Origin of the sequence: Blautia faecis, from assembly GCF_027662325.1 — a bacterium.
Taxonomy (GTDB): Bacteria; Bacillota; Clostridia; order Lachnospirales; family Lachnospiraceae; genus Blautia_A; species Blautia_A faecis.
Window position 1 is genome coordinate 14,582 of sequence record NZ_JAQDKY010000033.1, and the last position, 13,046, is coordinate 27,627.

The window sequence follows — 13,046 nt, forward strand, 5'->3', positions numbered from 1 at the left end:
CCTGTGATACCACCCTTTTCAGGCAGTATCGCAGGCTCACTTTACGCTACGACATAATAAACATTACATGTTTATATTATATATTTATAATGCGGACTTGCCGCGGGTAATTCTTATTCCTCTGTTCCGTACAGAGTGATCAGCTTCTGCAGATACTCGTATCTTGCCTTAGCCTCGGACTGGTTCTTAGCGAACAGTCTGGCAGCTTTCTCAGGATTCTGACGCTGTAAGGAGTTGTAACGAACCTCACCGTTCAGGAATTCCTGATAATCTGTCATATCCGGTGCTTTGGAATCAAGGCTGAACTTGCTTCCCTCAGCAGCTGGATTGAAGCGGAAGTTGTGCCAGTATCCACACTTAACAGCAAGCTCTTCCTCTGTCTGAGCTTTTGACATACCTTTCTTGATACCATGGTTGATACATGGAGCGTATGCAATGATAAGTGATGGTCCCGGATAAGCCTCTGCCTCTGCAATTGCTTTGATAGCCTGGTTGAAGTCAGCTCCCATAGATATCTGAGCAACATATACATAACCATAGCTCATTGCGATAGAAGCCATATCTTTCTTCTTGGTCTCTTTACCGCCAGCTGCGAACTGTGCGATCGCACCTGTAGGTGTAGACTTGGAAGACTGTCCGCCTGTGTTGGAGTAAACCTCTGTATCGAATACCATAACGTTGATGTCACGTCCGCTTGCGAGAACATGGTCAACACCACCGAATCCGATATCGTAAGCCCATCCGTCACCACCGAAGATCCACTGGGATTTCTTAGCAAGGAAGTCTTTCTGTGTAAGAATGTCTTTTGCCTTGTCGCATCCGCAAGCCTCAAGAGCTGCAACCAGTTTCTCTGTTGCTGCACCGTTGGTAGCACCGCATGCAAAAGTATCCAGCCATTCCTGACCAGCAGCTTTAACATCTGCATTGTCACCGTTAGCTACAACATCTTCAATTTTTGCTTTCAGGCCATCACGGATAGCTTTCTGAGCAAGAAGCATACCATAACCGAACTCAGCATTATCCTCAAATAAGGAGTTGCCCCATGCAGGACCCTGTCCCTTAGCATTTACGGTATATGGTGTAGAAGGTGAGGAGTTACCCCAGATAGAGGAGCATCCTGTAGCGTTTGCAATGTACATTCTGTCACCAAACAGCTGGGTGATCAGTTTTGCGTAAGGTGTCTCACCACATCCAGCACAAGCTCCTGAGAACTCAAGAAGCGGCTGTTTGAACTGGCTTCCCTTAACAGTTGTCTCTTTGAATTTAGCGATAACGTCTTCTTTAACCGGAAGGGTTACACCGTAATCGAAGTATTTCTGCTCGCCCATGTTTGCTTCAAGGTTTTCCATAGCAAGTGCCTTAGCACCTTTCTTGCCTGGGCAGACGTTCGCACAGGAACCACATCCTGTACAGTCAAGAGCGGATACAGTCATTGTAAACTGATATTCATCTTTCATACCAGTCATTGGTAATGTCTTGATTCCCTCTGGAGCATTTGCAGCCTCTTCAGCTGTAAGAGCTACCGGACGGATAACTGCGTGTGGGCAGACATAAGCACATCTGTTACACTGGATACAGTTCTCCGGATTCCATACAGGGATATTTACAGCGATACCACGTTTCTCGTATGCAGCAGCACCGGATGGTGTAGTACCGTCAACATAATCTTTAAATGCAGATACAGGCAGTGTATTACCTTCCTGAGCATTAACCTTAGCCTGGATGTTGTTAACGAAATCAACAACTTCCTGACGTCCTTCTGTAGCGTGAGTCATATGAAGACCCTCGTCTGCAGCATCTTTCCAGCTCTCTGGAACCTGAATCTCAACAACCTGCTTAGCACCAGCATCGATAGCTGCCCAGTTCTTCTGAACAACATCATCACCTTTACGTCCGTATGTTGCTTTCGCAGCAGCCTTCATAAGCTCGATAGCCTGCTCCTCCGGAATGATTCCGGTAAGTTTGAAGAATGCGGACTGAAGGATTGTGTTGATACGTGTTGGTCCCATGCCGGTCTCAATACCGATCTTAACACCGTCGATGGTGTAGAATTTGATACCGTGGTTAGCGATAAATGCCTTAACCTGTCCTGGAAGATGTTTCTCAAGACCTTCCATATCCCATGCACAGTTCAGAAGGAATGTACCGCCGTCAACCAGCTCCTGTACCATGTTATATTTGTTCACATAGGACGGATTGTGGCATGCTACAAAGTTTGCTTTGTGGATCAGGTAGGTAGATTTGATCGGTTTCTTACCAAAACGAAGGTGGGACATTGTAACACCACCTGACTTCTTGGAGTCATAATCAAAGTATGCCTGAGCGTACATATCTGTATTGTCACCGATGATCTTGATGGAGTTCTTGTTAGCACCTACAGTACCATCAGCACCAAGTCCCCAGAACTTACAGTTTGTTGTTCCCTCTGGAGTGGTTACAAGCGGAGCGCCTGTCTCAAGGGAAAGGTTTGTAACATCATCAACGATACCAAGAGTAAATTTCTCTTTCTCAGTATTGTCATAAACAGCTACGATCTGAGCCGGTGTTGTGTCCTTGGAACCAAGTCCGTAACGTCCGGAGAAGATCTTAACGCCGTCAAATTTGCTGTTCTTAAGTGCAGCAACAACATCAAGATACAGAGGCTCGCCCTGAGCTCCTGGCTCTTTCGTTCTGTCAAGAACTGTGATCTGTTTAACTGTCTCAGGAATAGCATCGATAAGAGCCTGTGCACAGAATGGTCTGTAAAGACGAACTTTAACAACACCAACTTTTCTGCCAGCTGCCATTAAGTAGTCGATTGTCTCCTCGATGGTATCATTTACAGAACCCATAGCTACGATAACGTGCTCTGCGTCTGCTGCTCCATAGTAGTTGAACAGCTTGTAATCAGTACCGATCTTAGCGTTAACTTTGTCCATGTACTCCTGTACGACTGCCGGAAGAGCATCGTAGTATGGGTTACATGCCTCTCTTGCCTGGAAGAAGATATCCGGGTTCTGAGCGGAACCTCTCTGACATGGATGGTTCGGATTCAGTGCGTGATCACGAAATGCCTGGATAGCGTCCATATCTGCCATATCTTTCAGGTCTTCATAGTCCCATGTCTCAATCTTCTGGATCTCGTGAGATGTACGGAATCCGTCGAAGAAGTTGATGAACGGAACTTTTCCCTTGATTGCTGCAAGGTGTGCTACCGGAGTAAGGTCCATAACTTCCTGTACGGAAGACTCACACAGCATTGCACAACCAGTCTGACGACAGGCCATAACATCGGAATGATCTCCGAAAATGGAAAGTGCGTGGGAAGCAAGTGCACGAGCGGATACGTTGAATACACCCGGAAGCTGCTCACCAGCAATCTTGTAAAGGTTCGGGATCATCAGTAACAGACCCTGGGATGCTGTATAGGTAGTAGTAAGGGCACCAGCTGCAAGAGATCCGTGTACTGCACCAGCAGCACCAGCCTCAGACTGCATCTCTGTTACCTGTACTTCCTGTCCAAAGATGTTCTTTCTTCCCTGGGTTGCCCACTCGTCTGTAGCCTCAGCCATAACAGATGAAGGGGTGATCGGGTAAATTGCAGCTACATCAGAAAAAGCGTATGATGCATGAGCGGCTGCATGGTTACCATCCATGGTTTTCATCTTTCTTGCCATAGTTTGTTTTTCCTCCTTAAAGGTATGATGAAAATAATATTTCTAGACACAATGTGTCTAAAAGTCCATATGACATTATAGCATAATCTTCCAATGATGTCTATTTTGATTTTTGTATATTATCACATACAAAGATTACCAGTAAGCATAAAAAAAGCCAGCCAGATACTCCTTTATGGAGTCTGACCAGCTTTTTAGCATATTACATTTCCGGCATGAGAACTTCCTGAAGGGATTTTCTCTTAAGCATTTCCCACACCCCCTGCTGAATCTCACAGAGTTCTCTGTGCATGTAGCAAGGAAGATGATCTCCTTTTCCATCTGTTGGACACTCATAACCTGAAGCCATACATTCTATAATGAACAAATCCGGGTCAATAGCCTTATATACGTCAAACAGAGTCAGTTCACCAAGTGATTTATTCATGGCATATCCACCATGGACTCCGCGATATCCTTTCACAATACCGGCTTTCTGAAGTTTCTTTAGTATCTTATAGGCAAAGGGAGCGGTAATGGATTCCTTCTCGCAGATTTCATTAACGCTAAGGCGAGTTTCCCCTGACAGTGCCCGAAGAACTCTTGCTGCGTAATCGCACTCTCTTGTAATAAACATGTCTGTACCTTCTCCTTACTGGACACAAATCATACTGATTCTTATATTATGTCCCTTTTCTTCTCTTCTCCTCCCAGTATGTTCAAATTATAGCAATTTTCAACTTCTATTTCAATAGTTTTTTAATTTTTTTAACATTAATTTCACACTATTTTTAGTTATCGACTGTTTTTAGACGTTTATTTATTTCCAGGCAGATTTCTTCCGCTGTCCGATTGTCTGTTTTTATAACAAAGTCTGCAGCAGCTTCATACTTGGGACGCCTTGCCTCCATCAATTCTTTTATGTATTCCGGATTCATATTTTTTTCCAGAAGAGGTCTGTTGTGGCTGCCTTTCACTCTTTCGTAAACAGTCTCTGGTTCTGCTGTCAAAAGAACAATCGTTCCATTCTTCTTCATCTCATCTACATTGCACTGACGCATTACAGTTCCTCCGCCACACGATACTACGATATTATCCATGGCAGAAATTTTTTTTACAAGTTCGGTCTCCAGATTCCGAAAATATTCTTCCCCTTTTTTTTCAAAAATTTCTGGAATGCTCATTCCCTGTTCCTGAACAATCTGCTCATCCATCTCAATTTTGTCAAAACCGCATACCTCATGCAGGCAATTCAGGATCATACTTTTACCGGTTCCCATAAAACCGGTAAGATATATCTGTTTCTTCGGCATAATTTTTCCTCCAGTTGAATGCCAGGGAAGCAGCACCGTACACCACCTTTTAGAAAAAACTTCCGGAGCTTTTATTCATTCTGGCATTATATTCAGCCATTATAACAGCGGCTTTTTTTTTTGTAAAGTCTAAGGTTTTTGGATTTTGTAAGTTTTCTCCATGTTTCTGCTGTAAAACAGCCTTTAAACAAGAAATAATTGTTGCAAATTTGCCAGTTTACGATAAAATGAAAATCGGCTATACTTATCATTATATGTGTATTTATAAGGATAACGTTTTAATATAGGAGGAAAATATGATTTCAGCAAACAATATTACTTTGCGAGTTGGAAAGAAAGCTCTTTTCGAAGATGTTAATATCAAATTTACAGAAGGAAACTGCTACGGACTTATTGGCGCCAACGGTGCAGGAAAATCTACATTTCTGAAGATTCTTTCCGGTCAGCTGGAGCCTACCAAGGGCGACATTGTGATCACACCAGGACAACGTCTCTCTTTTTTACAGCAGGATCACTTCAAATATGATGCCTATACAGTTCTCGACACTGTAATTATGGGTAACCTTCGTCTCTATGAGATCATGAAAGAGAAGGAAGCCATTTACGCCAAGGAGGATTTTACCGACGAAGACGGAATCCGTGCCAGCGAGCTTGAAGGTGAATTCGCAGAGATGAACGGATGGGAAGCAGAATCCGATGCTGCTACTCTTCTGAACGGTCTTGGAATTGACACTGAATTCCACTATGCACAGATGGCTGACCTGACCGGTAGCATGAAGGTCAAGGTTCTTCTTGCACAGGCACTTTTCGGAAATCCTGACATTCTGCTGCTGGATGAGCCTACCAACCATCTGGATCTTCCCGCGATTGAGTGGCTTGAAGAATTCCTGATCAATTTTGATAATACTGTTATCGTGGTATCCCATGACCGTTACTTCCTGAACAAGGTTTGTACACAGACTGCTGATATTGATTATGGTAAAATTCAGCTGTACGCTGGTAACTATGATTTCTGGTATGAATCCAGCCAGCTTCTGATCAAGCAGATGAAAGAAGCAAACAAGAAAAAAGAAGAGAAAATTAAAGAGCTCCAGGAATTTATTTCCCGATTCAGTGCTAACGCTTCCAAGTCCAAGCAGGCAACCTCCCGTAAGAGAGCCCTTGAGAAGATCCAGCTGGATGACATGCGTCCTTCCAGCCGTAAATATCCCTACATCGACTTCCGCCCGAACCGTGAAATTGGAAATGAAGTTCTCATGGTTGAAAATCTTTCCAAAACCATTGATGGCGTGAAGGTTCTGGATAACATTTCTTTCACTCTTGGACGTGAGGACAAGGTTGCTTTCGTTGGTGCCAATGAGCAGGCGATTACTACTTTCTTCAAGATCATCACTGGAGAAATGGAACCGGATGAAGGTAATTATAAATGGGGAATCACTACCACCCAGGCTTATTTCCCCAAAGACAATACTCAGGAATTCGATAACGATCTTACGATCACAGACTGGCTGACACAGTATTCTGAGATCAAGGATGCCACTTATGTACGTGGTTTCCTTGGACGTATGCTCTTCCCTGGTGAGGATGGTGTGAAACGTGTCCGCGTACTTTCCGGTGGTGAGAAGGTTCGCTGCCTTCTTTCCAAAATGATGATTTCCGGTGCCAACATCCTGATTCTGGATGAGCCTACCAACCATCTGGACATGGAGTCCATCACTGCATTGAACAATGGTCTGATCAAGTTCCCAGGGGTAATTCTTTTCACCTCTCATGATCATCAGTTTGTTCAGACAACTGCAAACCGCATTATGGAAATTCTTCCAAATGGTACTATGATTGACAAGATCACTACTTATGACGAATATCTTGCAAGTGATGAGATGGCTAAAAAGCGCCATGTCTTTGAGATTACTGAAGAAGACGCTCAGGATAATTAAAACGCGTTTGAAAAGTCTTTCCGCAAGATGTACGACACAGATTTTCCAAACACATTCTTAAAAAGCTCCTCCTGCCAAATCAACTGACAGGAGGAGCTTTTCGCAGATATTGTTGTTTACTTTTCCAGAGCGTGTTTAAAAAAGAGTTCAGGGTTTATTTACTGTTTCCTGCATATCCGCTTACCGTAATATAATCAGACGGATAGTAATAAGTTACATTGCCTTTCTTCGTGGTCAGAACACCTGTATAGGATCTTCCGGCAGAGCTCTGTGGAATCAGCATAAAATGATACTTGGTTCTTCCATTGGTAGTCAGATATTTTCTCTTATAGAGTTTGCCGCCCTTCTTATTGGTGTAGCGTCTGAATGCCACATACTTGGACTTGAAGCTGTAATTTTCATAAGAGGTTGTGTTTAATCTGCGATTAATGTTAGCGCCCTTCTTAGCTGCAACAATTAATGGTAAAGTAGAAAGATTGCTTCCGGTTCTTGTCATCTTGATCCACTGACCTTTCTTGATGGTCCTTGTGTTCTTCAGTGGACTATGGCTGGAGCTCTGGTATGCTGCTGTAATCTTGCTCTTGGCATTCGGTGAGGTGATTTTCACGCTAAGTTTCACAGAACCTGATGTAACCTTAAGGCAGGCGATCATTCCTTGATTGGAAGAGGTGCTGCTCTTAATGTATGTGTTGTTAATAATCTGGCCAGAATCTGTTCTGGCGCCCTTCAAAGCTTCTGCTTCTCCGCCATATGCATATACAATATCATATCTGGTGCCGGAACTCTGCGGCTGAATGCGGTAACTGTAATTCGTAATCGCATTTGACTGAATATTGGTATTCAATAAATGAATACATCTGCCTGCTTTTACTGTGATTGGTTTAAACGATTTGGTTGCCGCTGATACCGGCAAGGTACAAAGCATGGTCATAGCAGCCGCTGCGACCCCGATCAATAGTTTCTTAAACTTCTTTCCTTCTCTCATAAATCCTCCTTGCTGCTCGTCTTGCGAGCTTAATATAATACATTTGCTGGTGGCTTTTGCTTACCGAACCCTTATCAGGAACACTTTATCATTTGTTTCTGATTCGCACTGCTGACTGTGCCAGAGTGTGTTTGAAAAAGGCATTTGGCATATAGCAGCATGCAGTGTTTTCTTTATAAATATTTTAGCATATTTCGCTTTGTTTTCTGTAAAATATATGTTTCTTACTCTTCTGCTGTGATTGCAGCCAGTTTGCCGCCTGTCACTTTCAGAAGATCCGCTACCGGCACTTTCAAGGTCAGGCCGATTCTCCCCCCGCTTACATAAATTTCCTGAAAATTTCCTGCCGAAGCATCAAAAACCGTGGGAAAAGGTTTCTTCATTCCAATAGGGCTGCAGCCACCGCGAACATAGCCTGTGATCTTCGTAATATCTTTCACATGGATCATATCAACTGCCTTCTCTCCTACTGCTTTGGCAGCTGCCTTACGATCCACTTCTTTCTCAATCGGAACTACAAATACATAATATCCGCCGCTTTTCCCTTCCATCACAAGCGTTTTAAAGGACTGCTCATAAGGTGCTCCTGTAATATCCGCACAATGGATTCCATCAATAAATTCATCACATTCATAAGCAAGTGTTTCATACTTTACCTTCTGTCTGTCCAGCATTCGCATTGCATTTGTCTTTGCTTCTTTTGCCATTTCGGGTCAACCTCCTGTAATGTATTGGCATAGTAAAGTTTTACCATAGAATTATGTTTTCGTCAATGGAATCTGTCGGGCTGATTTTGTCCCAGAAAAAAAAGGAGGGCCAGGACTTATCAAAAAGTCCTGGCAAGTATGAAAAAGAAAATATGATCTATACGATTAAAAAGGTTATCGCCTTTGTTTGATTATTAATATACCTGGAATCTGTGATGAAATTGTGAGGGAGATTTGATGGGTTTGTGAAAATTTCTGTGAGTAGAAGTCAAATTTTAGCACCCACATTATATGATATGAGTGTCAAAAGGTCTTTTGACACTCATTTGATACCCGGATTGCTACGCAGCTACGCTGCTCCCGCAATCCTCCAAATATTCGAAATCCGCTGATTTACTGCGTAAATCGCTACTTTCTCATATTTGGCGTGTCCCAAGCTCAAAAGCCTTATCGTGCAAGCACGAACAGCTTTTTGACCTTTTGACACTGGTATCATTATATATATGCATTCAGAATTCCACTCTCATTTTGCCCACGCGAAATTGTTTGTGTGGGCATGACGCAGGCAGAGCCTGCATGTTAACTTTGTGGATAAAAAATGAGCACCCTGTATTTTGTACAGAGTGCCCAATTTTATTGCTATATAGCAATTATAGTTTATTCAATTATTAGAACTTACCAGCCTTAGCAGCTTCCTCAACGGAAACTGTAAGCCTTTATTTTACAGCATTATTATAGCTTTTGTTAGTTACTCATATGTTACATATCTCTTCGTATGTTACCTCACTCTGTTTTCGCTATATTAAAATAAGAAGAAAAGCCCTTGCTTTTCTGCGGGCAGCTGCAGGAAAGCAAGGGCTTTTCTCATATCTAAGGGATATATTTAATGTACCAGATTCTTTCTCATCTGTCGAGTTTTATCGTGCGAGATAATGCGACAGATTTCGACATCACAGGTTCTTCACCAGGACTGTGAATCCTGCTGCCTTCAGCTTCTTCACCACTTTGTTGGCAGCCTTCTTTGTTCTGTAGGTGCCAACCTGGACACGGTATGGGACAGAACCGGATACTTTGCGGATACTTGCTGAAAATCCTTTTTTCTTAAGCATTTTCACCATTACATCTGCATTTTCTTTTGTTCCGTAGGCTCCAGCCTGGATGTAATACTTGACGCTACTTTTCTTCTGCAAAAGATTTTTAATCTGATTTTGTGTCTTTTCTCCGGCAAGGGCATCCTCAGTCAGGCCGTTATCCTTCTGGAATGCCTTAACTGCTTTTTCGGTAGCGTTACCGAAGATTCCATCTGCACCTGCTGCTCCGCAGTTATATCCCAGTTTTATAAGATTCTGCTGAAGCTGTTTAACTTCGTCTCCAGAATCTCCCTTTCGAAGATAATTTCGTTTTTCTGGTATACCCATATAATATGCGGTCTTTTCTACAAAAGATGTCCACAGTCCTTCATCCAGGATCCTGCGCGGGCAATGTTTACGTGATGCATCATAGTGACGTTTCAACCGATCCGTTCCCCAACCATACTGTTTCAGCAGAAAAGCAGCCAGTTGTTCTGCCTTGTCTACAGCCACGTAATAATCCGTCTCCGGATTTACACAGATTTCAATATTGATGCTGTTTCGATTTGTGATTCCATACTTGCCTTTTCCATCTCCTACCGCCCAGGCTCCGTCTGAATGCTCCAGGGTCTGGTAAATACTTTTAGAATCCACATAGTAATGCACAGTGGTATCCAGGTTTCCATTACTCATGGCTCTTGCGTGAGCGTTTGCATCCGCATCTTTTCCCCAGTTATCTGTCTCATGGATTACCACGTAAGCCGGTTTGTTCTGACCTACATAGCATTTCTTTTTGGTGATCATTTTAATAATATCCATAGTCTTCCTCCACAAAAAATGAGGGCGATCACTCGCCCTCGTCAAAATCTTCTCCATCTTTATTGATTGCCTTGTCTGCCACTTCCAGCCCCCTGATTAAAATCTTCGGAACCTCCCCTCCCATCTCCACCAGATTCTCACAAATAGATCTGATCTCATTTACTAACAGGGATGCCAGGACAAAGAAGCCAAGTAATGTGGTAATTCCCAAATCAACGCCAAGCGTCTTTCCAATCTCCACAAACACTGCAGATGCCCCAAAGGCTACCGCAATCATGATCCAGTAAGCCAGTTTTTTCAGTACCCCTTTCCATCCGGCTTTGGAATTTTCCTTGTGTGTCAGTCTGGCTTTCATCCAGCCTGTGATCCAGTCGGCAACATTAAATGCCAGGAACAATGCAAACAGGATCCAGTGCTCTCCAAAGATATAGCTCAATACAGCAACAGCTGCGCCAACAATGGCATTATACGTATCAATCACCTTCATAATTATGTGTTCTCCTTCTTATTATATTATTTTATGGTATAAAAATAAGACCGGTTACGGTCTCGCTCTAATCTCCATTTTATATTCCTCCATTTAGTTTTCTTTGAAATTTTGCATTTTCTCCATTTTATCCACTCTGAGATTAAGTTCTTGCATTGCTTTTACAACATACGCAATCATCTGTAAATTATTGACAGATTTATAATATGGGTGTCCGTCAAGTACTCCGCCACCATCGACAAGATTAGGATCAAGCTGTTCAAGCTCATCTGCTATAAAGCCAATCTTGTATTTCTTATGGGAATCTTTTCGCTCGAATGAACGAATTTTCATTGATTCTATTACTTTTGTGGCGTCTTCTACTTCGGTGTCTTTTATGTCACCTTTTAGTCGAATATCAGAAAGAGCTGTACTGCATACCCTTCCGAGACTAAACCATTTCCACGATCCATCAAGTCTGGTTTGAATCCAAATTGATCCGGCGTACGAATCTCCGTGATAAATAAAAGCTCTGTTTCCGGCTACTTTCTCGCCGAGATATATTCCTACCGCAGTATTCGAACCAGAACCGCCCACATTATACCCAACGTAAATGTTTCCAAAATTTCCGTCAACTGCTAGTGGGATTATTCCATTGTTAGCGTTATAAAAGCTGAAGAAATTTTCATCACCTGTACTTGTTGCAGCGCCAAAGCGCCAGTCTACTGATCCTCTATTGGACTGATACTCGTAAGTTGTATTTATTATGTTATTACTCTGAATAAAACCGCCAATGGACATATTGCCAGTGGTGGTTATACCTTTCCCGTTATATGCCCGAATCCAATCGGAATCAGCCATATACCAGCCACCACCATAATTCTCGCTATACCATCCTGTATTACCACGCGATCTAAACCAATTAGATGCATATATGGTATCGGTATTTATATCTGCAGTCGCAGTTATTGTTTTTCCCTGTACTTTGCCAGGAGTGGTAATATCTCCACTGTATAAACTCAGACTACCATACATCGTGATTGTTTTATCGAAAAACTCGAACCCGGCACCACTTTGTATAGATGTTCCGGTTCCCATTTTTCCAAGTTTTATGGATGTTCCGTCAAAGTATAATATTTTCTGGCTGCTATTACCATTGTAAATAGAATAGGATTCATTTGCTGTCATTGTGTTTGCCACAATATCAGATCCGGATATTTTTCCACCTTTCAGCGTAGCTCCTGTAATTGAACCGGATGCTGTAATGTCCTGCGCAAAGATTTCATCTATATCCATCCTGCCGCCGGATATAATTGTTTTTTTACCATCTTTGTTCTTAATCACAAGACTTTCGGTAATCAATTCCGTAACGCGATCAGTCAGAATAAAATTTGTACTGGATTCACCTGACTCAACAAGCCAGGTGAATTTTTCCGCGGTTTGACTGGCTGTGGTTTTTATATTGTTCACCTTTTCATCATTGGTGCCTATATAGGATTCAACTGTACTTTGGAACTGCCCGGCAGTTTGAATGTATTCAGATGTATTTGTCTTGAATTTTTTATACTCTTCCTGAGCCTTATCATAATCTGTTTTAAACTCTGAAAACTTAGAGCTTACACCGCTGGCCGTCTGCTCTACTTCTCCCAGTTTGGAATACATCGTAACGCGACCAGACTGCAGTTCTGTAATTTCGTCCTCGGATATTATAGCGGATATCTTTCCCTGCACTATGGATAAATTTGTTTCATTTGCCTGAAATCTTTTTAGGATGGCATTCTTGGCAAATATGGATACTTCTTTTTCAAAGCGCACACTACCTCCCTCCTTTTCTTTTTTTGAAAAAATTCATAATAAAAGACACCACATGGGTGCCCTTTAGCATGAATTCTTCTTTTCTGCATACAAAATAGTGAGAGCTTTCACGAATTTAATGGAAATATTGATTTGTTAAGTGATCAATATATCGTCGCTTCAACTGCAGATTCCAAAGGGAGTTTACCTACTGAACTTGTCGGAAACAGATATATTATTATTGGTGATACACTATTAACAGATACTGGATTGCAATACGGTGTTCAATTTGCATTTAGCTTTGGCTCAAGTAAGATTGC

At 42.3% G+C, this 13,046-nt stretch carries 9 protein-coding genes; 1 reads left to right on the forward strand and 8 read right to left on the reverse strand.

From position 1 onward, the window contains the following. Window positions 1-113 precede the first annotated feature (113 nt). The 3 genes from nifJ to PGQ38_RS14210 all read right to left on the reverse strand — a co-directional run bounded on the left by nifJ (window position 114) and on the right by PGQ38_RS14210 (window position 4,948). Entirely contained in the window at window positions 114-3,656 is a 3,543-nt protein-coding gene (gene nifJ / locus PGQ38_RS14200) for a pyruvate:ferredoxin (flavodoxin) oxidoreductase (protein WP_118581468.1), read from the reverse strand. 202 nt (window positions 3,657-3,858) lie between these two features. Beyond that, window positions 3,859-4,272 carry an RrF2 family transcriptional regulator gene (locus tag PGQ38_RS14205; protein WP_118581465.1) on the reverse strand — a complete coding sequence of 138 codons (414 nt, stop codon included), beginning with the start codon at window positions 4,270-4,272 and terminating at the stop codon, window positions 3,859-3,861. Window positions 4,273-4,426: 154 nt separating this feature from the next. Continuing rightward, window positions 4,427-4,948: a shikimate kinase gene (locus PGQ38_RS14210; protein WP_148462237.1), complete on the reverse strand. Its 522-nt coding sequence runs from the start codon at window positions 4,946-4,948 to the stop codon at window positions 4,427-4,429. Window positions 4,949-5,244: 296 nt separating this feature from the next. Here PGQ38_RS14210 and PGQ38_RS14215 point away from each other — a divergent pair, with 296 nt between their 5' ends. Continuing rightward, complete coding sequence (locus tag PGQ38_RS14215; RefSeq protein WP_118581462.1) at window positions 5,245-6,885, forward strand: ABC-F family ATP-binding cassette domain-containing protein; 1,641 nt, start codon at window positions 5,245-5,247, stop codon at window positions 6,883-6,885. 154 nt (window positions 6,886-7,039) lie between these two features. Here the strand turns inward: PGQ38_RS14215 and PGQ38_RS14220 are convergent, their stop codons facing one another. The 5 genes from PGQ38_RS14220 to PGQ38_RS14240 all read right to left on the reverse strand — a co-directional run bounded on the left by PGQ38_RS14220 (window position 7,040) and on the right by PGQ38_RS14240 (window position 12,747). Next, window positions 7,040-7,870, reverse strand: coding sequence for a hypothetical protein (locus tag PGQ38_RS14220; RefSeq protein WP_270432318.1), 831 nt, complete (start codon window positions 7,868-7,870; stop codon window positions 7,040-7,042). Between the two features lie 224 nt (window positions 7,871-8,094). Beyond that, window positions 8,095-8,577: a Cys-tRNA(Pro) deacylase gene (gene ybaK, locus PGQ38_RS14225; RefSeq protein WP_118581456.1), complete on the reverse strand. Its 483-nt coding sequence runs from the start codon at window positions 8,575-8,577 to the stop codon at window positions 8,095-8,097. A 950-nt stretch (window positions 8,578-9,527) separates the two neighbouring features. Further along, a complete protein-coding gene (locus PGQ38_RS14230) occupies window positions 9,528-10,466 on the reverse strand; it encodes an N-acetylmuramoyl-L-alanine amidase (protein ID WP_270432321.1) in 939 nt (312 codons plus the stop codon). A gap of 28 nt (window positions 10,467-10,494) precedes the next feature. Beyond that, a complete protein-coding gene (locus PGQ38_RS14235; RefSeq protein ID WP_270432323.1) occupies window positions 10,495-10,953 on the reverse strand; it encodes a phage holin family protein in 459 nt (152 codons plus the stop codon). Window positions 10,954-11,046: 93 nt separating this feature from the next. Then, entirely contained in the window at window positions 11,047-12,747 is a 1,701-nt protein-coding gene (locus tag PGQ38_RS14240; RefSeq protein ID WP_270432326.1) for a shufflon system plasmid conjugative transfer pilus tip adhesin PilV, read from the reverse strand. Window positions 12,748-13,046: the final 299 nt, after the last annotated feature.